The following is a 24584-nucleotide window of genomic DNA, read 5'->3' as shown; positions in this document are numbered from 1 at the left end:
GTTTAGAGGTGAAGATTATGAGAATAATACATACTTCTGACTGGCATTTGGGAAAGAGTCTTGAAAATGTTTCAAGACTCGATGAACAAGAAAAGTTTTGTGAAGACTTTGTAAAGCTGGTAGAAGATAAAAAAGCGAATATAGTTTTAATAGCAGGAGATATTTATGATACATATAATCCTTCTGCAGCAGCGGAGAGTCTTTTTTATAGAACTATAGAAAGATTGTCTGACTCTGGTAAAAGATATGTCCATATAATAGCAGGAAATCACGATAATCCAGATAGACTAGAGGCTGTAAATCCAGTTGTATCCAATAAGGGAATCAGTATTTTGGGTTATCCTAAAAGTATTGCAAAGAAGGGCAAATTTGCCAACTTTGAAATAGTAGAGTCTAAGGAAGGATTTACTAAGGTAAAATTTGGCGATGAGATAGTAAATATACTGGCAATGCCTTATCCAAGTGAGAAAAGATTAAATGAAGTAATAAAGGGATATGAAGATGAAGAAGATATGCAAAAGTCTTATTCTCAAAAAATAGGGGATTTATTTAGAGAACTTGAAAATAACTATAATGATGATGAGATTAATATAGCAGTTTCTCATATATTTGTTGTAGGTAGCAGCATTTCTGACTCTGAAAGAAGAATTGAATTAGGAGGCTCTCTTTTAGTGGAGAAAAAGGATCTTCCTTCAAAATCACAGTATACAGCCTTGGGGCATATCCACAAACCACAGAGAATGTCCAAAAAGTACAATGCATACTATTCTGGCTCTCCAATACAATATAGTAAGAATGAGAGAAATTCAGCTAAATCAGTCTATATTGTAGATTTAAAAGCTGGAGAAGAAGCTGTAGTGAATCAAGAATTTATCAATAATTACAGACCGATAGAACTATATAAATGCGATGGAATAGAAGAGGCACTTGAAATTGCAGATAAGAAAAAGGACTGTGATGTATTTTCTTATTTTGAGATTTTAACTGATAAATCATTAGAGGCAGAAGATATAAGAACTCTGAAAAAGACAATGAAAAATGTATTGGAAATAAGACCTATAATAGAGGGTTCAGATGAGTTTGTAAAAAAAGAAGTAATAGATATAAATAGATCTAATATAGAAAAATTCTTTAAAGATTTTTTCAAAGAAAACAGATCTACAGAGGCAAGTGAGGAGATTATAGAAATATTTAGAGAGCTTATAAGCGAAGAAGAGGAGGTGTAGTGTATGAAACCTATTAGATTAGAAATAGAAGGCATTAATAGTTACAGCAGTAGGCAAGTAGTAGATTTTGAGAGGCTTACAAGTAAAGGACTATTTGGTATTTTTGGTAAAACTGGAAGTGGTAAATCTACTATTTTAGATGCTATTACACTTGCACTTTACGGAAACATACCGAGGGGAACTAGAGAGTTTATAAATTCCAACTGTAAGAAGGCAAGTGTAGAGTATGAATTTGAGATAGTTGAAGAAGGTAAAAGAAGCAGATATATTGTAAAAAGAAGATTCAAGAGAAATAAAGATAATAAAAATGCCCTAAGTGACTACACGATGCTTCAAAAAAGAAATGATATGGGCGATTATGACATTATAGAAGAAGGCAAAGTTTCTGAAGTTAACAATAGAATAAAAAGTATTTTAGGATTAGAAGAAAGTGATTTTCTTAGATCAGTAGTTCTTCCTCAAGGAAAATTTAGTGAATTTTTAACTTTAACAGGTAAAGACAGAAGAAATATGTTGGAAAGAATATTTAGTTTGGAGGAATATGGTTCAAAATTAAGTGCCAAACTAAGAAGAAAAAAGTCTGAGACTTCTAGGGAGATAGAAGTACTTCAAGCTAGGCTAAATGAATATCCTAATATAAGTAGTGAGAAAAGAGATGAATTACAGGAAAATATAAAAGCTCTTAAAGAAGATATAGAAAAGATTTCAGATGAGCTGGAAAATGAAAAGAAGAAGGCTGAAGAAAATGAGGCTATATACAAGCTTGTTATTGAAAAAAATGAAATAGAAAAAAGCCTTGAAAAATTAAAAGCAAAAGAGGACTATATCAATTCTACATTGGAAGCTGTAAATAGGGCTGAAAAGGCAAATACAGTAGTACCTGAAATCAATAAAGAAGAAAAATTAAAGCTTGAAATAGAAAACATAGAAAAGGAATATGAAAATTTAAAAGCAGATTACGAAAATAAAAAATCTGATCTAAAATATAAAGAGGAAGAGTATGAAGAAATAAAAGAAAAAAGAGATAAGATTGAATACATATCAGATACAAGAAAAAGTATTTTAAATATTATTTCTTTAAAAGAAAAAACTCTGGAAAAAGGAAAAGAAGTAGAAAATTTAAGAAAAAAAGTCGAAAAAATAGAAAAAGAAAAAAAGACACTATTAGAAAATAAAGAAAAAATAGCTAAAAAGATAGAAGAATTATATAGAGAAAAAAAAGAAAAAAATGAAAAGCTAAAAGAAAGTACAATATCTTCAGAGTATAGAGAGCTTGTGAAAAAAGGGATAGAGATACATAGAGATATTTATAGACAAGAAAATAATATAGAAAAAAAGAATAAAAAGATAAAAGAATTGGAAGAAGGAAATGAAGGAATAAAGCTTATAGAAAAAGAGAAAAAAATTATTGAGGATAAGTTAAGTGAAGTAAGTGAAGAAATTAACTCCATAGTTGAAGCCATTGCCCTTCAAGAAAATATAAAAACACTAAATGATGAAGAATTTGAAAGTTTAGAAGCAAAAATAAGTAAAATGGAAGAAAAAATATTTCATTTAAGGGAAGACGATAAGCAAATTAAAGAATTAGTTGAATCTATAAATAAGGAAAAAAGTATAGTTTCAGAATGTATTTTAGAAAAAAAGAAGTATAAATCTATTTTAGAAGAAAAAAATGAAGAACTTGAGAAGTTTGAAAAAATAGATGAAGAAAATAGTATCAGAAGACTTTCTGATGAAATAAAAATAATTTGGGGTAAAGAGTTTCATAGTGGGGATATATGTCCTGTATGTAATAATACAGTTGAAAAGTTAGAAATACAGGAACACATAGGAAATGAATATGAAAAAAATAAAGAAAAAATAAATAGTCTTAAAGAAGAAGTAGCGAGCATAAACATCAATATTGCTAAAGTAGAAACTAAAATGAAAAATTCGCAAGAAAAAATTGATGAATATGAAAAAAAGAAAGTTTTAATTTCTGAAAAAAATAGTGGTGAGAATTTAAAAGAACTTTTAAAAGAAAAAGTTCAATTTGAAACTAAGAGAGAAAGAGAAAAAGCTCTTTTGAAGTCTAAGAAAAATGAAATAGAAAGATTGAAAAAAGAAAAGCAAAATTCCGATAAGAAAAGTTCAGATCTCAATAATAAGAAAGTTAAATATGATGAGTATATAAGAGGAATAAAAAATACTATAAAAATAATAACTGATGAAATAAAGGGACTTGAAAATGACAATAAAAAAAGTTTAGAAGAGCTTGAAGAAATATGTTTAAAATTAAGAAATAAATTAGGTGAGGACATATTAAAGAAAGAGGACAACAGACAATTTTTCATAGATGAAAATAAAAGAGTAGATGAGTCGGACAAGTTATCAGAGGAAATCTCACATCAATTAGAAAATATATCTAAGGAAATTGAAGTTAAGGAAAAAGAGGATAAAAAGCAAGCAGAAGAAATGGCTCTTTTCGATAGTGAAATTATTAAGACAAAATCGGAGATTGGTTCATTAGAGAAACAGGGCAAAGATCTAAGGGAAGAAACTTTAGAAAAAACAAATGAAATAGATTTTGAAAAGTTAAATAGCATAATAGAGTTTAAGTATGACTCCATTGAAAGTCTAACTGGCATTTTAGATTCGTTTATAAGGATTGTAAAAGCAAATTTTGATGAAATATTCAAGTCATATGACATGTTGAAAAAAGAAATAGTAGAGCTTGAAAAAGATATTAGCAGCAGTAAAGTAAAGCTTGATATGAAAAAAGAAATAGCAAAAGAGCAAAATAAAAATATAGATAATATGATTGAAAGATTTGATTTTAAGGATAGAAAAGAATGTTCTCTATATTATATGGATGAAAGTATTTTGCTTTCTAAAAAAGAAGAAATAGACAAGTATAAAAAAGAAAAAGCTAGAGAAGAAATAGTATATGGACAATTGGAAGAAAAACTTGCCGGAAAGACAATTAGTTTAGAAGAAAAAAATCAACAACTAGAAATCAAAAAAGACTTGGAAGAAAAGTTAAAAGAAAAGAATAATATTTTTGTTGAAGAAAAATATAAAATTAGTGAAATGGAAAAAAATCTAAAGCTTATAAAAGATATAGACGAGGATTTGAAGAAAAAAACTAGATTGTTTGATAATATTAAGGAAATAGATAAGTTGTTTGAAGGAAATAGATTTGTAGAATATCTTTCTCAAATATATTTAAATAATATTATAATTGAAGCTTCTGAAAGATTGAGCAATATGACAAACAATAGATATAGCTTGGAAATGAATGAGAACTATCTATTTGTAATAAGCGACAACTTTAATGGTGGGCTGGGAAGAGCTGCAGACACCTTATCAGGAGGAGAAGTGTTTCTTACATCCCTATCACTTGCTCTAGCTCTTTCTTCACAGATACAGCTAAAGGGAAGTGCACCACTTGAATTTTTCTTCTTAGATGAAGGTTTTGGAACATTAGACTCGGCGCTTTTGGATACGGTTATGACTTCTCTTGAAAATTTAAAGGGAGATAATCTAAGTGTAGGAATAATATCTCATGTAGATGAAATAAAGGCTAGACTCCCTATGAAACTTGAAATTACTATGGATGAGTCCATACAATCTTCAGTAATAAAAGAAGTTGAGGAATAAGCTTAATAAACATCTTATAAACAAGAGAAAAAAGCACTTGAAATTATGCCAAATAATAAGCTGTCTAAATCATAGATATTTGTAAATAATTATGGTATAATAAAATCGTAAACTTATAGATAAATTTCAGTGAATCTGTAAACTTGAGAAGGTGAGTACAGTTTTATTTGTTCTAGCTTCCATTGTGAAGCTTTTTTATAGCTATAAGTAAATAAAAAGGGTAGAAACATATTTAATAAATAAACTAAGAAAATAGGAGAGTGGTTTTTTTTGGATTCTGGAAGTTTGTGGATTCAGATAGTTGTTTTAATAGGATTGTTATTAATATCAGGCTTTTTCTCAGCCTCTGAGACAGCGCTGATGTCAGTAAGCAAGGTAAGGATGAGACACCTTAAAGAAGAAGGTGTAAGAGGCGCAGGAGTGGTTGAGAAGCTTTTAACTGAACCCAAAAGCCTTTTAAGTACAATACTGGTAGGAAATAATATAGTAAATATAGCTGCGACATCTATATCTACATCATTGATGGTTGGACTTTTTGGAAGTCAGGGTATAGCTTGGGCTACAGCTATAATGACAATTTTGATACTTATATTTGGTGAAGTTACTCCAAAGACTTTAGCATCTAACAATAAAGAAGGAGTATCTCTTGCAGTAGGAAAAGTATTGAGAGTGATGATTATAGTATTTTCACCGCTTGTATTTATTATAAATATAATGACGACTATAATATTCAAGATTTTTGGAATAAAAGATGATGATCCAAAGTCTCTTATTACCGAAGAAGAACTGAAAGTATTAGTAAATGTAAGTCATCAAGAAGGTGTTCTTGAACAAGAGGAAAAAACAATTATAGATAATGTTTTCGAATTTGGAGATATGAAGGCAGAAAATGCCATGGTTCAGAGAATAGATATGGTAACTGTAAGTGCAGATGCTAGTTATGATGAAGTTCTTGCTTTATTTAAAGAGGAAAAGATGAGCAGATTTCCAGTATATAGAGGTAATATAGACGATATAGTGGGGATACTAAATATTAAAGATATTGTATTTCTTTCAGATGAGGAAGAAGAGCAGTTTAAGGTAGAAAATTATATGAGAGAAGCTTTCTTTACATATGAATTCAAAAAGATCGCTCAACTTCTTGAAGAAATGAAAATAGCAAAGACGCAAATAGCTATAGTTCTTGATGAATATGGTGGCACATCTGGACTTCTTACTGTAGAGGATCTTGTAGAGGTTCTTGTAGGTGATATTGAAGATGAATATGATGAACCAGATGATGAGATACTGGTTATTTCTGATAATGAATACCTTATAGACGGAAGTGCTAAACTTAACGATGTAAATGAATACTTGGAAGATGAAATAGAATCTGAAGACTTTGATTCAATCGGAGGTTATATTATGGGATATCTTGAAAGATTGCCAGAAGAAGGCGAAGAGATACAGTTGACAGATGCTATCAAAGTAAAGATAATTTCCCTTGATAAAAATAGAATAGGTCGCATAAGGATGTCGGTAAAAGAAATTGAAAAAGGTGATGACGAAATATCATTTAGAGAGTATATAGAAAAAGAAAATCATAAAGATAATGACTAAGGATGTGCTTTTGCACATCCTTTTTTATAGCAATAATATTAAATTTTATAGTAATAATATTAAAACAAAAAGAGGAATACAATTTGTACTCCTCTTTTTGCTTATTTAAGGTTTTTTACTATTTATTGGCCATGTCAATTGACTTTTCAACACAAGCAACTTGTCCTTGTATTACCGCATTTCTTAGTCCACAAGCTTCTAAAGTTTCTACAGCGACTATAGTTGTACCACCTGGTGAACAAACCATGTCCTTTAGTTCTCCTGGATGTTTTCCTGTTTCAAGTACCATCTTAGCTGCACCATATACAGATTGAGCTGCAAACTTATATGCCTGAGCTCTTGGCATTCCTGTAAGAACAGCTGCATCAGCCATTGCTTCTATAAACATAAATACATAAGCAGGAGAAGATCCACTTACACCTACAACTGCATCCATTAATGATTCAGGAACAACTTCTGCCTTACCAAATGAATTGAAGATACCTAAAACATCGTTTAATTCTTCTTCAGTAACATTTCTATTTGGAGATAGAGCAGCCATACCTTCACCTACTAATGCAGGAGTATTTGGCATTACTCTTACTATCTTCTTATCAGCACCTAAACTTGCTTCCATAAATTCTACTGAAGTAGCTGCTGCTATAGAAATTATAATAGTATTATCATCAACAGAATCTCTTATTCCTGCGAATACCTTTCCTATAATGTTAGGTTTAACTGCAAATAAAACAGCATCTGCTGCCTTTACAGCTTCACAAGAATCTGTAGTAGTCTTTGTACCATACTCTTCCTTAACACGTGCAAGACTTGGTTCATAAGGATCTGAAACTATAACGTTTTCAGCTTTTAATAAACCTGAGTTTATTACTCCTCCTATAATGGCTCTACCCATATTACCTGCACCGATTACTGCTAAACTTTTCATAATGTCCCCCTTGTTTATTTTATATAGTAAAATCAATATAATACTTAAATCTTAACTAATCCTTAGGAAACGTTTCGACAAAGTTATTTTACTATACAGAAATTTTAAAATACAGAATAAACAACTGTATTTTTCGATAGTTAAAATATTATTAAAAGTAAAAATATATTTTTATAGCTATACTCAATAATAAATTAAGTATCTATAGATAATACCATAATAAAATAAATACATAGAAAATAATGTGAATTTTTAATATATCTTGTGTGAAATTTAAAAAACTATGGTATATCTATAGTTTTTTTGTTTTTTATATTATTTACTAATTTTTGTTGAAACTTAATATTATATAGGAAAGATTATAGGTGGTCCATGCTTATGAACCACCAAAATCTTTCTATTATGTTAGTTTATAAGTAGCTTAGAATGTCTGTTCTGTTCTGTTTATAATTTCATCCTGTAGAGCTCTGCTCAGATTGTTAAAGTGGTCTGAGTAGCCAGCAACTCTTACTATAAGGTCCTTATATTCATCAGGATTCTTCTGAGCTGCTAAAAGAACATTCTTATCAAATACGTTAAACTGAATATGATGTCCATCCATATTGAAGTAAGATCTAATTAGATTAGCCATATTATCTAATCCTTCTTCACCTACAACTACTGAAGGAGCAAATCTCTGGTTAAGAAGAGTACCACCAGTTTTTAGGTGATCCATCTTTGCACAAGATTTGATTACTGCAGTAGGTCCATTTGTATCAGCACCCTTTTCAGGAGAGATACCTTCTGATAGTGGAACTCCTGCAAGTCTACCATTTGGAGTAGCCTTCATTACTTCGCCGAAGTAAACGTGGCAAGTAGTAGGAAGCATGTTTATTCTGTATTTACCACCTGTTACAGTTGGTCTATCACTTACTGTATTGTAGTAAAGGTCGAAGAAACTCTTCATTACGTCATCAGCATAATCGTCATCATTTCCATACTTAGGAGTCTTATTCTTTACCATATTTAATATGTGTTCGTATCCTTCGAAGTTTGCATCCATAGCGTCAAGTAAAGTCCCCATGTCAAATTTCTTTTTATCGAATACATTGTACTTAATCGCTATAAGTGAATCACTTATAGTACCAGTACCAACCCCCTGTATATATCTAGTATTGTATCTAGCTCCACCTCTCTGGTAATCCATACCCTTTTCTATACAGTCATCAACTATAACTGACATCAAAGGAGCAGGGCAGTGCTTAGCGTATATATTTTCTATTATCTGATTTCCTCTCATCTTGATATCTACAAAATGATTTAGCTGCTTAGAGAAAGCTTCAAAGAATTCGTCATAAGACTTGAAGTCCCTTGGATCTCCAGTTTCTATACCTAGTTTCTTTCCTGAAACAGGATCAAGACCATTGTGTAGAGTAACTTCTAGAATCTTTGGTATGTTAAGGTATCCAGTAAGAACGTATGCTTCCTTACCGAAACATCCAGTTTCAACACATCCACTACTTCCTCCACCTCTAGCGTCTTCTAGAGTTTTTCCAGCTTCCATTAGCTCCTGAACGATAGCGTCAGTATTGTAGAATGCAGGCTGTCCCCAACCTTCTCTTGAAACTTCACAAGCTCTCTTAAGGAACTTCTGAGGTGTCTTTCTACTTATCTGAACGTTTGAACTAGGCTGAAGAAGCTTCATTTCGTCCATAGTGTCAAGTATTATATAGCTGACATCATTTACACCATTTTTACCGTCTGGAGTAATACCACCAGTATTTATATTGGCGAAGTCAGTATATGTAGCACTTTCCTTTAAAGTTATTCCTACCTTTGGAGGAGCAGGCTGATTGTTGAACTTAACCCAGAAACATTCCATTAATTCTCTAGCCTTATCTCTATCTAGTATTCCTTCTTCAACATCCTTTTCATAGAATGGATTTAAGTGTTGGTCTAATCTACCTGGGCTAAATGCATCCCAAATATTAAGTTCTGTAGTTACACCAATGTGAACAAACCAGTACATCTGAAGTGCCTGATGGAAAGTTTCAGGCTTGTGAGCAGGAACAACATCACAGTTGTGAGCTATTAGAAGAAGTTCCTCTTTTCTCTTTGGATCTGTTTCTGTTTCTGCCATTTCTCTAGCTTTTGCTGCATATCTTTGACCAAGTATAATCATAGCATCGCAAGCTATTGACATTGCTTCAAGGTCAACCTTCTTATTGTAAGCATCTGTATCATTTACAAAGTCAAGTCTTGCTATTCTATCAGCTATATCCTTTTTAAAATCAGCAAAACCTTTTTGATAAAATCTATTTCCACCAACAGTATGTCCTGGAGCTCTTTGTTCCATAAATTCAGTGAACATACCTGATTCATAGCAGTCTAACCATTCCTGATCTACATTGCTTATGATTCTATTTCTTATCTGTCTACCTTTCCAGAAAGGTATAATTTTTTCTTCTTGAATCTTCATATCTTCTTCAGTAACTTTAAAGTTGACAAGGTCTCTGTCATTCATAACTCTCATATCTTCAAGAGAGTGACAGCATTGATCTGGATAAGTAGGAGCACCCTGTGGTCCATCACCTTTTTCACCAACGATTAATTCACCGTCATTGATACACAAAGATCTGTTTTCCATATAGTACTTAAAAGCCTTAGCTCTAAGTATTGGTGTTTCAACACTTCCTTCAAACTTCTGATAGGCCTCTGTCATTAAAACAGCTCTTTCAATGCTTATATAAGGCTGAGCTGAAGTACTCTGTTCTCTTAATTTTTTAGTTCTTTCAAATGTTCCTCTACTCATAACTAACCTCCAATTTTAACGTTATTAAAATTATTTATTAAAAAAAGATTTTTAATCTCTTCTAATTTTTCAGTGCTAGGTTTCTTAAACTCTGAGCATCTGTATTCTTTATCAAGTTTACAATACTTATGTTCCATAATATTGTGATAAGGAAGAAGATTGACAGCTGAAATTCTAAGTGGCTTTAAAAGCTTTATAATTTTTTCTATCTCTTTATTGTCTTCATCTACATTTACACCCTCTATTAAAGGTATTCTTATGTTTATATTAGCTCCTACAGAATCAAGATATTTTAAATTATCTAGAATAAGGTCATTTGACTTGCCAGTAAATTTCTTATGAAGGTCTTCGTCAACTAACTTTATATCATATAAAAATCTGTCTACCTTAGGATATAATTTTTCAAAATTTTCTTTTGGTGCATAACCACAAGTATCTATTGCAATGTCGATATCTTTGTCATGAAGACGGTTGATAAGTTTATCTAGATACTCAATGTTTTGACACATTACTTCGCCACCTGATAGGGTAACGCCCCCTCCAGATTCCTCATAAAACATGGAATCCTTTTCGATTTCCTTTACAAGTTCTGTTATGCTATATTCATCTCCAACTAACTCTCTTGAACCTGAAAGACACCAGTCAAGGCAAGTTCCGCAAAGTTCGCATTCATCTTCTAGTCTTAAAAGCTTTCCATCTTTTACACAAATTGCGTCATGCTCACATTTTTCTATGCAAGTGTAGCAATGAGTGCATTTTTCTGGATCGTACATAAAGTCAACCTGAAAGTTTTGACTTTCTGGATTATGACACCATGCACAGCTAAGAGGACAACCCTTAAAGAATACTGTAGTACGGATACCAGGACCATCGTGTATACTGCATTTCTGAATATTTATTATTAAAGGCTTCACCCAATCACCACCTTAGTTATATATCTTTTATTTAACACTTGCCAACACAGTAAGCAAATGTTTTCTTCGTTTTGATTTTAACATTAATAAAAAGTCTTGTCCATAGTTTTATTAAAAAAATTGCAAATATTGTTTTAAAAAACATAATATTCAGTCACTGAAATACAGCTGAAAAATAAATAAATAAAATAAGATAATTCATATAAATAATATTGAAATGTTATATTAATAAAGTTATGTAGATAATATAATAATAAAATAAAGTTAAAACAAGAATATATCTTTTTTTAAAATACGAATTGAAAATAAATATATATACTAAAAAATGAAAGTATATAAACTGAACTTGTAAAAAATGAATATATAAGTGTATATTTAGTATATGTATATAATAAAAATAATTAACAAACTTTTTTAACTGTGATTAATAAAAAAATAAAACTATATAAAAAGTAAAAAAACTGAAAAAAATATATAAAAATAGATAAGAATTATAATTAATATAAAAGATTAATTTATAGTTTAAATTGTTGTTTTCAAGGAACAAAAGAAAATTAAATAAAAAAACTTGCAAAAAACAGAAGGAACTATCTTAAATTGATAGTTCCTAAAGGTAAAGAAAAATACAAAAAACAAACTAAATTCATTCTATAAGAAGAAATAATTTATTATTATAAATTATTTCTTCTTTCATTTTCCTTATAATCATATGTTTTTAAGAATTTCATATAAACCCTATTCCAAAATTCATAGTCGTCTAATCTTAAAAGTTTAATTTTTTTATTTGCCTGTCTAGTTTTTATGTCAGTTATATTTTGGTATCTTTTTTCTTCACCGTCAATTACTAGAAGTATCATATTGTCAAATTTCCACTCAGGTTTAATGCTAATTTCACTATCAAAGGCAGGTAGTATAATACTAGATGTAAAACTTCTAAAAGCATTGGTGCTTATAGGAGAGATAGGGGTAATCTGCATTATTTCCAGTCTGTTGTCTACTATGCTTCCACCGGCAGAGTAGTTGTATGCAGTAGAGCCAGTAGATGTAGATATAATAAGACCGTCTCCACTAAAAGTTTCCATATAGTTTCCATTTACAAACATTTGTAGATGGGCAGTTCTAGAACGGTTACCTCTTACAACAAGTTCATTGATAGCATATTCTCTTTCTGAATGAACTTCATTTGAAATGTCTATTTCAAGTAAAGGTAGAAGACTGACAGCATAATCTTCATCTATAAAACTTTTAATAAAGTAGTCGATTTCCTTTTCATCAGGCAGTATCTCAGCGAAAAAACCTAGATGCCCTGTATTAATACAAAAAAATGGAACATCAGGAAAGTCAAGCTCTCTTGCAGCCCTTAAAAAAGAACCATCTCCACCTATTGAAATTACCAAGCTAGTATTTTCATGAAAGTCCTCACTTGTTGTGAAACCTGCTTTTTCAAACTTTTCTATTATAACTTTTTTTATCTTCTGTGAAATCTCCAGCTCATTGGATCTGATTGTAATATTTTTAATCATAATGTATCAGCCTTTCCTAATAATTATATTATAACTATATCATAACAATATAAATGAAAAAAATAAACAAATATTTGAGATATAGTTAAAAATAAGAAAAGATAATCCTGCTATTTGAAATTAGGTTTTACCTTAAATTTAATATTGTGGTATAATGGAAAAGATATATAAGTAGAATAAATTAGTAAGGGTGAAAATTGTGTTTATAGAAGGAAAACAAGAGTGGAATAAATTTATGATAGAAGTAGAAGAAGAAATGAAATTAAAAGATTTTCTTCTTGATGTTATGGAGTTTTCTACAAGATCTGTCTCTAAAATGAAGAGAGAAAAACTTCTATTTGTAAATGGTGAGTTTCAAAAACCGTCAATTACAATAAAGAAGGGAGATATAATAGAGATTCCTATAGATGAAGAAATGAGTGATTTTTTGTCTCAAGATTTGGGAGTAGAACTTTTATATGAGGATTTTGATATTCTCCTTATGAATAAACCAGCATTTATGGTAGTACATCCAACGAAAAGTCACTTTGATGGAACTTTGGCTAATCACGTTATTAATTATATTGAAAAGTCTAAAGAATCCTATAAGATAAGATTTGTAAATAGATTAGATATGAATACATCGGGAATAGTGGTATTGGCTAAGAATGCCTATGCTCATCATATACTTTCTAAAGATATGGGAGATAATTTGGTGAAAAAGGAATATATCGCTATTGTAGATGGAGTAATGGAAGATGATGAAGGTACAATAGATCTTCCTATAATGAGAGAAAGTATGGAAAGTATATTAAGGGTAGTAGATGAAAAGGGACAAAGGTCTATAACACATTACAGGGTAATTGAGCGAATGAACAATGCCACAGTAGTGGGGCTTTTGCTTGAGACAGGAAGAACCCATCAGATAAGAGTTCATCTGTCTAGTATAGGTCATGGTATAATAGGAGATGAACTATATGGAAAGGTAGATGAAAGCCTTATAAATAGACAAGCTCTTCATGCTTGTAAAATAAGTTTTAATCAGCCTAGAATGAAAAATAGAATAGAAATAAAAAGTCAGCTTCCAGATGATATGAAGCTGTTAATTGAAAAGTTAGGAGGAAAAAGTATTGATTATTAATAAGGTTATATTACATGTACTGGATAAAAGTGCGGAGCTTCCAGTTTTAAATGATGTTGAAGATGCTATTTCGCCTGAACTAGATGCATTTTATCAGAAAATAATTAGAAGAGTTTTAAGAGATGACGATTTAAGAAAGGCAACTTTTAATGACTATAATGAAAATGAAATAAGAGTATGTGCAGACCATATACTCTATGACGAAAATTCTTTTGTTTTGAGTTCACAGGGCATAGCAGGTGCTCTTTACTCTACAATGGGAACAAATGCAGAACTTGATTCATGTGATTTGGCAGTAGTTTTATTTACACACAAGGATCAGAAGTATGTTGCTATTATCAAGTTAGACTATAAAAAATTGTATACTCATGAGATAGTATATAATGAAGAAACTGAAAAAGTTTCTGTAAAAATGGTGGCCAATGACATTGCTATACAAGCATCACAGAAGATTATTCACGCAGCTATTATAGGTGTAAGCGGAGTAAATGATGAGTGGCACTTGAGAGTTCTTGATAAGGCTGCTGAAAAAACTGAAACTGATTCAAGTTTTGTAACTGATTTTTTAAAGTGTGAGAAGGTAAGAGATGAAAAATATCTTACAAAGTCATTTAGAAATGTTACAGATAATTGGATTACAAATGCCTATGGAAATAATGTAAAAGAGGCTGAGGATGTAAGAAGTATGCTTAATTATGTCCTAAAGGAAGATAATAATGTCGATGTAGATAAATTTGTAGATGAATGTATAGTAGATGAAGAAAGAAAAGAAAGCTATAGGGAACTTCTTGAAGATAAAAAAATAGAAGGCGAATTTCCTATAGATAAAACTTGGGTTGAAAAGAAATTAAAAAGAAGAGGAATTAAGACAAATACAGGTTTTGATATTAAGGGACTTTTGGAAGATTTCGAGGATCCGATGAAATATTCTTTAAGACAAAATCAAGATGGAACAGTAGATATAACTATTAAGAATGTAGAGTTTTACGAAGAAAAGTAATATATATTTTATAGATAGTATACTTTAGAAATGAGTTTTAAATCTAAATAATAAAAAGAAAACCCAACTTCAAAGACTTTAATAAAATTTTATTAGCCTTGGAGTTGGGATTTTATATTCCATATAGCTTTTTAGTAAAACAATGTCTTGCAAAATATTGCATACAATATTCTTGCATAGATATTGAAAATAAAATTAAAAACTATTGTATTTTTAGTTTTTAGCTGTGCTCTTCAATGTAATTAATGATATCAGCTATTGTTCTTATGTTCTCAACGTCATCTTCGTCAACTGTAATATCGAATTCATCTTCAATATCCATTATTATTTCAACTGCATCTAGAGAGTCAGCATTTAAATCTTCCATAAGATCAGTGTCAAGGTCTATAAAGCTGTCATCATCTATATTCAGTTTGTCAACTATTATTTCTTTGATTTTTTCAAACATATGATTACCTCCTAAAAATAATTTACTACCTGATAATCGGGGGAATTGTATGATTATACAAAGAGATAATCAGGTAGCAGATAAAATTCTACTTTATAACAGTATATTAATATATAACAGAGTATTTTTCAACAAAAAAAAATAAAAAAGCATAATTATTTTTATGGAAAAATTAATTAAAAAAACTATATTTATTTTGACTAATAGTATATAATGAAAATAAGAGGAAAATAGAGAGAACTAAATTTAATTAATAAATTTCAAGATGTGTATAGTCGGGAAAGGGTTGTACATATAATGTAAATCGTATATAATTAATTAAGTTATTTTTATATCTATAAAGGAGGTTAGATTATACAATGGTAACTAAGAAACCAACTACAATTAAAGATGTTGCTAAAAAGGCCGGAGTTTCTATATCAACTGTTTCAAGAGTTATAAACGATTCTAAACCTGTAACAAATGAAGTGAAGCAAAGGGTTTTAGATGTTATAAAAGAAACAGGTTATGTTCCGAATCCACTTGCAAGAAGTTTGGTAACTAAGAAGAGTCAGCTTTTAGGTGTTATAGTTCCAGAAGTAACTGATACATTTTCAGCTGAGGTATTAAATGGTATAGAAGAAATATCAAAGATGTACAACTATGATATTCTTCTTGCAAATACATATTCAGAGAGAGAATTAGAAATAAAGAATATTAATTTGCTTAGAGCAAAGCAGGTTGAAGGTATAGTTATGATTTGTTGGGATATAGACCAAGAAATAGTAAATCTGCTTGAAAATAGTGGAATACCTGCAGTGTATATAAGTAAGACTACAAGAGATTTTGATATATACAATGTTTCAACTCAAAATGCACCCGCTACTAAGGACATGACACAGTTTTTAATAGATAAGGGACATAAGAAGATTTCATTATTGAGAACAAATTATCATATATCAAATCTTGCAGACTCAAGGCTTCAGGGATACAAAGAAGCTTTAAGTGAAAACGGAATAGAATATGATGAAAATCTTGTAAAATCATGTGGAACAACATACAATGACGGATATTCTACTACTAAGGATTTACTTGCAGAAGGTAAAAAACCAGATGCAATATTTGTAACAAGTGATGAAGCTGCGATCGGATGTATAAATGCTTGTTTTGATTTGGGATACAAAGTTCCAGAGGATATATCAGTAGCAGGATTTAATGATGTTAAGTTCGCTAAAATGTATAGACCAAAGTTGACTACAGTTTATCAGCCATTATTTGATATGGGGGCTGTGGCTATAAGAATGGTAATAAAGATGATAAAGGGACAAGAAATCGGAGAAAAGAAAGTAGAACTTCCTTATAGAATAGTAGATAGAGAAAGCGTACTAGATAAGAAGGAAAAATAATAAATTGTATTTTCAAAGAAGAATGCTACGGTTTTAAATAAAGTAAAGAACTATAGCTATAAACTGAAATATAATAAAAAATATATAATATATACTACATTAAAAAATATATATGAAAATACATAAAAAAAAATAAGTGGAAAAAACTTTAAAAAATTTGTGTTTTGGTATATAATATAAATAGTGCTAGAACATACGTACAGGCTATATGTAAGTTCAACCTACATATATTATACGGGAGACTTTGTTCACATATGAGTAAGAAAAGCTCGGACAGTGGTTTCTGGGACTTCGGAAAGTGTGTGACGTGTCACCCACCTGGGTGAATCTCGGGTGTGAATTTATTTAGCCCACGATGTTTCTGGGAGTAAAAGTGTTGCTTAAGGGCAGCACTTTTATTTTGTAATATTTTAAATAAAATATAAAAAACGTTTATTAATAAAATGATTGAAGTTTCCTTTATATGAAAGATAGGTGGGATAATATGGATATTGAGATTTATAGATTAGAATTTAATGGAAAAGAGTGCAAGTATTTACAAGTATATAATAAGATTAAATCTATGATAGTGGATGGAAAGCTTAGCTCAAATGAAAAACTTCCCCCTATAAGAATACTATCAAAATTATTGAATGTAAATAGCGTAACAGTAGTAAGGGCATATGAGCTTCTCGAGTCAGACGGATATGTTATAAAAAGAGTAGGAAGTGGCACATTTGTATCTCTAAAGACTGAGAAATACGATGTCAGACATATTGAAGATGATGAAGAGTTTTATAGATTAGATAGTGGGAATCCATCTCCAGACATATTTCCAATAGAAGATTTTAAAAAGGCTGTTAATATGGCTCTGGAAAATGATGATGCAAGTATATTTAATTATGATGATGGACATGGAATATCAGAGTTAAAAGAAGTTTTGAGAAAGTATTTAAGCAATTTTCATGTTAACACTTCTACAGAAAATTTAATGGTAATATCAGGGGCTCAGCAGGGGATAGATATTGTATCTAAGGCTATGATAGACTATTCAGATATAGTATTTATAGAAGAACCTACTTATGCAGGTGCAATAGACGTTTTAAAAAGCAGAGGAGCGAAGCTTGTTACAGTACCTATGCTAGAGGACGGAATAGATATAGGTATATTAAAAATGAAGTTAGAGAAGTTAAGACCAAAATTAATGTATTTAATGCCAAACTTTCAAAATCCAACGGGGATTAGCTATTCGGAAAATAAAAAGAAAAAATTAATTGAAATGGCAGAAGAATATGGATTTTATATTTTAGAAGATGATTTTATAAGTGATTTTAGATTTTTATCAGAGAACAATAGAACTTTAAAGAGCTATGATAAATATAATAGGGTAATTTATATAAAGAGTTTCTCTAAGATACTTATGCCGGGGCTTAGAGTAGGTGTAATGGATATTCCGACAGAACTTATTAATAGAGTTCTTATATCCAAGTATAGCTCAGATATATCAACTTCTACACTTATACAGAAATCTCTTTATTATTATATGGATAAGTTTAATTGGAAAAATCATATAATCAATGTAGAGAAAATATATACACAAAAATATGTAGAATGTTATAAATATATACATAAAAAGCTAGGATCAAGATTGAATATAATAGATAATAAGGGTGGAATTAACTTTTTTTTAGAGTTAAGTAGAGGTTATTTTTCTAATGACTTTACAAAGTTTATGTTAGAAAAGAAGGTAGCTCTTCAACCAGGATCTATGTATTTTGATAATGAAATAGATGATAGATTCTTTAGAATAAATATAGCTAGGGAATCTGTAGAAAGAATCAAAGAAGCTGTCGATATTATTGCAGATAGCCTTGATGAATTTTATCAAAAAAATTCTAATTTATCTAAGATAGATAATAGCGAATTACAGTAATAGTTAATTAATTATAAAATTTGATAAAAAAATAAATAATGTGGAAAAATAAGAATACTTATAGTATAATGTTATTCAGAATATTGGTATTAAATAAGGAGGTAATATTATGGATATGATTAATGAATTTGATAAAGATAAATTAGCTAGAATAAATGAGCTTGCAAAAATTGCCAAGGAAAGAGAATTAACTAAGGAAGAAACTGATGAAAGAGCAGGTCTAAGAAAAGAATTTCTTGAAAATTTTAGAGCAGGATTTAGACAACAGCTAAGCAATATAAAGGTTGTTCATCCAGAAGAGGTAACAGAAGCTATAGAGGAAGAAATTGAAGAGGAAATAGAAGAAGTAGAGGAAATAGCTGAAGAAATAGATGAGGAATTAGAAGCAGAGGTAGAAGAAGTAGCTTCAGAAATAAAAAAAGAGATTTAATTAAATGGAAAAATTAGGTAAAATAAAAACCATATTATCGTATAAATCGATAATATGGTTTTTTAGTTTATATGATTAAAAGTTCTTTTTAACAAAATTTCGATGAACTAATAAACGGAAAACAAATTTCAATAAAATATTTATGAAGAAAATATTTGCAAATCAATATCTAGATCGTAGAAATCCTTTAGATATTCGATGAATTTCTTTTCTGTTGGTGTGAATACTTTCTTTTTAGAGAATATAAAATAGAAGTTTCTGTCAAATGGATGATTTTTGATTCTATATTCTTTTAATTCTCCTTTGTCTATCAAATATCTTGCTGATATTTCTGATACAAAAGAACATCCTAAGCCATTTCTTACCATCTCAATTATTGCATTGTTAGATTCTACATAAGCTCTAATTTTTAGTGCTGATGGTGGAACTGGACTTGCATTTAATTTCTTTATAATTACATTTCTAGTACCAGAGCCTTCTTTTCGCATAATAAAGGTCAAATCTCTTAGTTTTTCGATGTCTATATATCCGTTATCGTTTTCTATCTCACAATCAGGAGGACAGATTAAAACAAGCTCATCATTGATCAAGTCGTAATAATCAATATGTGGATGCTTCTGCTTTGAACCGACAATACCGAAAGTAGCTCTTTCACTTAATATTTCTGGAATTACGAGATTTGAGTTACAGTGGTTTATAGTAAAGGTAATATTAGGGTATTTTTCACAGAACTTGTTTAGGAAACTAGGGAATAGATGCGCTTCTGGAACGGAGCTACATACTATACTAATGCTTCCTTCTATTTTACCTGAATACTCCTTTATGTCGTAAACAGCCTTTTTACAATCGTTAAGTATTACAATAGCATGATTGTAAAGAATGTGTCCCGAGTCTGTAAGAGTGATAGTTTTATTATTCCTATTTAATAAAACAGTCTGCATTTCGTTTTCTAAATTTTGAATATGAGAACTAACAGTCGGCTGTGTTAAGAAAAGTTCTCTTGCGGCTTTAGAGAAACTTTTGTGCTTTGCAACTGCAACAAAAACCTCAAGTTGTTTGATGTCCATCAATTCACCTCCATAAAAATAAATTACACTACTATTATACTACATATTTATAGATAAATGAAATATATATTATAGAATCATACTATATTTAGCTATAATACAAATACTAGCATAATATTGATAATTTTAAAGATTTTTAATCTAGATGTACTTATACAAAAAAATAACAAAGTTTTGCATAAATAAAACTATAACTAAAATTTTACAAAATAAAAGCCATAAAGAAATTAATCTTCATGGCCGGCAACAGTGCCGCTGGCCGGGGTCGAACCGGCACGATATTGCTACCGCAGGATTTTGAATCCTGTGCGTCTGCCAATTCCGCCACAGCGGCGCACAATTGTATATCTTAATAACGAATTTTAAAATACTTTAAAAACAAAGCGTTATCAAGTACATGTAATATATTAGCATAATGAGAGATAAAAAACAAGTTAATTATAAAAAATAATAAAAAAATTTATGAAGTAGAATTTGTGGTATAATTTATATGGTGATAGCTAGTTGAAAATAGCTAAAAAATAGAAATGTTTTTTGCTTTTAGGATAGAGATGAAAAGGAAATTAGATAGTCAGATAAAATACTTTGAAATAATATATTTTAAAGTAGATTTAAATTTAGAAGTAATTCTATATTGACTTGGAAAAAATATCTAGCTATCGATATGTATAATATGAAAAAGAAATGAGGATAATATGACAGATAAAAAAACTTTACTTTTAATAGATGGAAATTCCATCATAAACAGAGCATTTTTTGCACTACCTCCAATGGATAATGGAGCAGGTGTGCATACAAATGCTATTTACGGATTTTTGACGATGATGTTTAAGGTGATAAATGAGTGTAAGCCTACTCATATTTCAGTAGCATTCGATCTAAAAGCTCCGACTTTTAGACATAAATCCTATTCTGAATATAAGGCTGGAAGAAAAAAGACTGCGCCGGAATTATCACAGCAGTTTGAGCCTCTAAAGAATCTTCTTGATAAAATGAATATAGATAGGGAAGAAATAGAAGGCTATGAAGCTGACGATATCTTGGGTACTCTTTCTCTAGCCGCTGAAAAAGAAGGTTATAAGGTATATGTAGTAACTGGAGATAGAGATGCTATACAGTTAGCATCGGATGACACTACAGTATTAATTACTAAAAAAGGTATAACAGAAATGGAAGCCTATGATACAGAAGCTGTAAAAGAAAGATATGGCTTAACTCCATCTCAATTTATAGACCTAAAGGGATTAATGGGAGATAAATCAGATAATATACCAGGTGTTCCTGGAATAGGAGAAAAGACAGGAATCAAGCTTCTTACTCAATTTGAAAGTGTAGAAGGTGTTATTGATAATATAGATAAGCTAAAGGGAGCACAAAAGAAAAAAATGGAAGAAAATAAGGAATCTGCAATAATGAGTAAGGAACTTGCTACTATTGTAAGAGATGTTCCTCTAGATTACAAATTAGACGATATGGTCTTTGGTGATTTTGATATGCCAAGTGTAATAGAAGAGTTTAAAAATCTTAAATTCAATAGCCTTATATCAAGGATTGGAGAATTTTCAAATGAAGAAGTAGAAGAAATAAAAATAGAAATAGAAAAACTAGAAGATATTGAAAAATTCAAAGCAGAAGTTAGGGAAAAGAGAAGTGTCTTTATAAAGACTTTTGTAAGAGCAGGCAATATTCTAGAAAAGAATATATATAGAACATATCTATCAACAGAGTCTGAAAAAATGTACTTCCTTGAAGGTGAAGAAATTGAGCAATTAAAGGATATATTAGAAGATGCAGATATAGAAAAAATTGGATATGAATTGAAACAAGATTATCTAGCTCTTAGACCTTATGGTATAGAACTTGATAAAATTGCCTTTGATATATCTATAGCTGAATACATTATAGACTCAAAGTCTTCAACTTCTTATGAATTTGACATAATAGCCAATAAATACCTTTATAGAAAGGTTACTTCTAAGGAAGACCTTTTAGGTAAGGGGGCAAAGGCTGTAGATTATCCAGATGTAGATATAAAAGATTTAGATGATTATGCAGCTGGAATTATGAGCACAGTTTATGGCGTAATAGATAAGATGAAAAATGTTATAAAAGAAGATGACATGGAAATGTTATTTTATGATGTGGAAATGCCTCTTATAGAAGTTCTTGGAGATATGGAATATTCAGGAATATATACTGATGAAAAAATCATTGATGACCTAGGCAAAGAATTTGATGAAATTATAGAATCAACAGAAAGCAAGATATTTGAATATGCAGGAGAAGAGTTTAATGTAAATTCTCCTAAGCAGTTAGGTGTAATACTGTTTGAAAAATTAGAACTGCCAGTAGTGAAAAAGACAAAGACAGGATATTCGACAAATGCAGAGGTTCTAGAAAAGCTAAGTGATAAACATCCTATAATAGATTTAATAGGTGAGTATAGAAGTGTAGTGAAACTTAAATCTACATATATAGATGGTATTAAGGCTTTGGTAAATCCGATAGATGGAAGAATACATTCTTCATTTAATCAGACTGTTGCTACAACAGGAAGAATATCTTCAACTGATCCTAATATGCAAAATATTCCTGTAAGAACTGAAATGGGAAGAAAAATAAGAAAAGTATTTATAGCTGAGCCTGGCAAAAAATTAGTAGATGCCGATTATTCACAGGTTGAATTAAGAGTTTTAGCACATATGAGTGGTGATGAACATATGATAGAAGCCTTTGAAAGCGGAGAGGATATACATAGAAAGACTGCTTCACAGGTATTTGGAGTTGACTTTGATGATGTTACTCCAGAACTTAGAAGCGCTGCAAAGGCAGTAAACTTTGGTATCATATACGGTAAAAGTGATTTTGGACTTGCGAAAGATTTGGGAATATCTCAGAAAAAGGCTAAGGACTATATAGCAAGCTACTTTGCAAAATATGGAAGCATAAAAGGCTTTATGGATCATATTGTTTCATCTGCTGAAGATTTAGGCTATTCTACAACTATGTTTAATAGAAGAAGATATATACCAGAAATAAAATCAAGCAATTTTATGGATAAAAATAGAGGTAAGAGAGCGGCTATGAATGCCCCTATACAGGGAAGTGCAGCTGATATTATCAAGATAGCTATGGTAAATGTATACAATAGATTAAAGGAAGAAGAATTATATTCTAAGCTAATACTTCAGGTTCACGATGAGCTGATTGTTGAAGCTGTAGAAGAAGAAATAGAAAAGGTACAGGAACTTCTTAGAAGTGAAATGGAAAATGCAGTCAATTTAAGTGTAGATTTAGATGTGGACTTAAATACTGGAGATTCATGGTACGAAACAAAGTAGTTGACAAAGAAATCTTATTGTCATATATTAAATAGAAAATAAATAGGCGGGGATTATAAATGCTGAAAATAGGTTTAACAGGGAATATAGGCTGTGGAAAAAGCAGTGTTTCTAATGAACTAAAAAAGCACGGTATTGAGATTATTGATGCTGATATTATTTCAAGAGAAATATATGAATACGAGGATATGCTTGAAAAAATAAAAAAATATTTTCCAAGTGCCATAAAAAATTCTAAAGTAGATAGAAATGAATTGGGAAAGATAGTTTTTTCAGATAGGGATAAACTAGAGTTATTAAACAAGCTTACTCACACAAAAATAAAAGAAGTTGTTCTAGAAAGATTAAAAGAAGCTAATGAAAAAAAACATATAGCCGTATTAGATGCTGCGCTTCTTTGCGAGGCGGCATTTGATGATATGGTAGACAAACTAGTTGTGGTCTATTGTAAAGATAGCGAGCAGCTTAAGAGAGTCGTTTTAAGAGATGCTATATCAGAAGAAGAAGCTTTGAAAAGAATAAACAGTCAAATGAGTCAGATGGAGAAGGTGAAAAGAGCAGATTATGTTATTGACAACTCTTCTACTCTAGATGACTTAAAGAAAAATACGGAAAAATTACTTGAAGAAATAAAAAAATGGAAATATGAGTACGGGGGAATCTAGTTTGAAGGAGATACTGAAAAAAATTGCATTAGTATCTATCATGCTATTGACCGTTGTGCTATGTGTAAACTACAATCAGATAGAAAGAATATTTTATCCAACTGAGTATTCTGAGTATGTAGAAAAGTACTCCGAGGAATATAAGGTTGATAAATACCTTATTTACAGCATTATAAAAACAGAAAGTAAATTTAATCCAGATGCAGTTTCTTCTAAGGGGGCTGCAGGTTTGATGCAGATTACAGACGTTACGGCTTCGTGGGCAGCAAAAGAGCTCAAGTTAAAAAATGCCGACATACATGACCCAGAAACTAATATTAGGATGGGAACGTGGTATTTGCATCGATTGAATAAAGAATTTAAAGGCGATTTAAGTTTGATGATTTCTGCTTATAATGGTGGATCAGGAAATGTTAGAAAATGGTTAAGGTCCTCCAAGTATAGTGATGACGGTAAGTCTTTAACTCAGATACCATTTAAGGAAACTTCGCAGTATACTGAAAAAGTTTTAAAAAATTATAGGAAATACAGAGAGATTTATGTATATTACAAATAAAGTGGGTATATACTAATTTAGTAGTAAAATTTACATTAAAAGG

Annotated in this window: 17 protein-coding genes, 1 tRNA gene and 1 other RNA gene; 12 read left to right on the top strand and 7 right to left on the bottom strand. The window is 30.3% G+C overall.

The window, feature by feature from the left end:
• Nucleotides 1–17 precede the first annotated feature (17 nt).
• The 3 genes from BMY82_RS02505 (at nucleotide 18) to BMY82_RS02495 (ending at nucleotide 6464) form a co-directional block, all read left to right on the top strand.
• Nucleotides 18–1226 carry a metallophosphoesterase family protein gene (locus BMY82_RS02505; RefSeq protein ID WP_091974286.1) on the top strand — a complete coding sequence of 403 codons (1209 nt, stop codon included), beginning with the start codon at nucleotides 18–20 and terminating at the stop codon, nucleotides 1224–1226.
• A gap of 3 nt (nucleotides 1227–1229) precedes the next feature.
• On the top strand, nucleotides 1230–4865 hold the full coding sequence (locus tag BMY82_RS02500; protein WP_091974284.1) for an AAA family ATPase: 3636 nt from the start codon (nucleotides 1230–1232) through the stop codon (nucleotides 4863–4865).
• Between the two features lie 270 nt (nucleotides 4866–5135).
• Nucleotides 5136–6464, top strand: a complete 1329-nt coding sequence (locus BMY82_RS02495) for an HlyC/CorC family transporter (RefSeq protein WP_091974282.1) — start codon at nucleotides 5136–5138, stop codon at nucleotides 6462–6464.
• Nucleotides 6465–6582: 118 nt separating this feature from the next.
• On the opposite strand, the gene proC is transcribed toward BMY82_RS02495, so the two are convergent.
• The 4 genes from proC to BMY82_RS02475 form a co-directional block, all read right to left on the bottom strand.
• The gene (gene proC, locus BMY82_RS02490; RefSeq protein ID WP_091974280.1) at nucleotides 6583–7389 is read right to left on the bottom strand and encodes a pyrroline-5-carboxylate reductase; all 807 of its coding nucleotides are present in this window, start codon (nucleotides 7387–7389) and stop codon (nucleotides 6583–6585) included.
• 421 nt (nucleotides 7390–7810) lie between these two features.
• A complete protein-coding gene (gene hypD / locus BMY82_RS02485; RefSeq protein ID WP_091974277.1) occupies nucleotides 7811–10180 on the bottom strand; it encodes a trans-4-hydroxy-L-proline dehydratase in 2370 nt (789 codons plus the stop codon).
• 2 nt (nucleotides 10181–10182) lie between these two features.
• Nucleotides 10183–11094, bottom strand: coding sequence for a trans-4-hydroxy-L-proline dehydratase activase (locus tag BMY82_RS02480; protein ID WP_091974275.1), 912 nt, complete (start codon nucleotides 11092–11094; stop codon nucleotides 10183–10185).
• A gap of 671 nt (nucleotides 11095–11765) precedes the next feature.
• A complete protein-coding gene (locus BMY82_RS02475; protein WP_091974273.1) occupies nucleotides 11766–12617 on the bottom strand; it encodes an NAD(+)/NADH kinase in 852 nt (283 codons plus the stop codon).
• 199 nt (nucleotides 12618–12816) lie between these two features.
• Between BMY82_RS02475 and BMY82_RS02470 the strand changes: the two genes are divergently transcribed.
• Together BMY82_RS02470 and BMY82_RS02465 are read left to right on the top strand one after the other, a co-directional pair.
• Nucleotides 12817–13737, top strand: coding sequence for an RluA family pseudouridine synthase (locus BMY82_RS02470; RefSeq protein WP_330386658.1), 921 nt, complete (start codon nucleotides 12817–12819; stop codon nucleotides 13735–13737).
• A complete protein-coding gene (locus BMY82_RS02465) occupies nucleotides 13727–14737 on the top strand; it encodes a nucleoid-associated protein (protein WP_091974271.1) in 1011 nt (336 codons plus the stop codon). Before BMY82_RS02470 ends, BMY82_RS02465 begins: the two co-directional genes overlap by 11 nt.
• 220 nt (nucleotides 14738–14957) lie before the next feature.
• Here BMY82_RS02465 and acpP read toward each other — a convergent pair whose 3' ends face one another.
• On the bottom strand, nucleotides 14958–15185 hold the full coding sequence (gene acpP, locus BMY82_RS02460) for an acyl carrier protein (protein WP_091974269.1): 228 nt from the start codon (nucleotides 15183–15185) through the stop codon (nucleotides 14958–14960).
• 359 nt (nucleotides 15186–15544) lie between these two features.
• On the opposite strand from acpP, the gene BMY82_RS02455 reads away from it, so the two are divergent.
• The 4 genes from BMY82_RS02455 to BMY82_RS02440 all read left to right on the top strand — a co-directional run bounded on the left by BMY82_RS02455 (nucleotide 15545) and on the right by BMY82_RS02440 (nucleotide 18912).
• The gene (locus BMY82_RS02455) at nucleotides 15545–16570 is read left to right on the top strand and encodes a LacI family DNA-binding transcriptional regulator (protein WP_091974267.1); all 1026 of its coding nucleotides are present in this window, start codon (nucleotides 15545–15547) and stop codon (nucleotides 16568–16570) included.
• 180 nt (nucleotides 16571–16750) lie between these two features.
• A non-coding RNA gene (gene ssrS / locus BMY82_RS02450) (6S RNA) lies at nucleotides 16751–16942 on the top strand.
• Between the two features lie 112 nt (nucleotides 16943–17054).
• Nucleotides 17055–18482, top strand: coding sequence for a MocR-like pyridoxine biosynthesis transcription factor PdxR (locus tag BMY82_RS02445; protein ID WP_091974265.1), 1428 nt, complete (start codon nucleotides 17055–17057; stop codon nucleotides 18480–18482).
• A 109-nt stretch (nucleotides 18483–18591) separates the two neighbouring features.
• The gene (locus BMY82_RS02440; protein ID WP_091974263.1) at nucleotides 18592–18912 is read left to right on the top strand and encodes a DUF896 domain-containing protein; all 321 of its coding nucleotides are present in this window, start codon (nucleotides 18592–18594) and stop codon (nucleotides 18910–18912) included.
• A 140-nt stretch (nucleotides 18913–19052) separates the two neighbouring features.
• Here the strand turns inward: BMY82_RS02440 and BMY82_RS02435 are convergent, their stop codons facing one another.
• Both BMY82_RS02435 and BMY82_RS02430 read right to left on the bottom strand, forming a co-directional pair.
• On the bottom strand, nucleotides 19053–19979 hold the full coding sequence (locus tag BMY82_RS02435) for a selenium metabolism-associated LysR family transcriptional regulator (RefSeq protein WP_091974262.1): 927 nt from the start codon (nucleotides 19977–19979) through the stop codon (nucleotides 19053–19055).
• A 250-nt stretch (nucleotides 19980–20229) separates the two neighbouring features.
• Nucleotides 20230–20313: transfer RNA gene (locus tag BMY82_RS02430), tRNA-Leu, on the bottom strand.
• Between the two features lie 361 nt (nucleotides 20314–20674).
• On the opposite strand from BMY82_RS02430, the gene polA reads away from it, so the two are divergent.
• Genes polA through BMY82_RS02415 form a run of 3 tightly spaced genes read left to right on the top strand, consistent with a single transcriptional unit; the run spans nucleotide 20675 to nucleotide 24541 of the window.
• Entirely contained in the window at nucleotides 20675–23320 is a 2646-nt protein-coding gene (gene polA / locus BMY82_RS02425) for a DNA polymerase I (RefSeq protein ID WP_091974260.1), read from the top strand.
• Nucleotides 23321–23379: 59 nt separating this feature from the next.
• On the top strand, nucleotides 23380–23985 hold the full coding sequence (gene coaE / locus BMY82_RS02420) for a dephospho-CoA kinase (RefSeq protein WP_091974258.1): 606 nt from the start codon (nucleotides 23380–23382) through the stop codon (nucleotides 23983–23985).
• 1 nt (nucleotide 23986) lies between these two features.
• Nucleotides 23987–24541 carry a lytic transglycosylase domain-containing protein gene (locus BMY82_RS02415; RefSeq protein WP_330386657.1) on the top strand — a complete coding sequence of 185 codons (555 nt, stop codon included), beginning with the start codon at nucleotides 23987–23989 and terminating at the stop codon, nucleotides 24539–24541.
• Nucleotides 24542–24584: the final 43 nt, after the last annotated feature.

This window comes from Peptostreptococcus russellii, from assembly GCF_900110295.1.
Classification (GTDB): domain Bacteria; phylum Bacillota; class Clostridia; order Peptostreptococcales; family Peptostreptococcaceae; genus Peptostreptococcus; species Peptostreptococcus russellii_A.
This window is presented reverse-complemented; position numbering and strand designations above follow the sequence as displayed.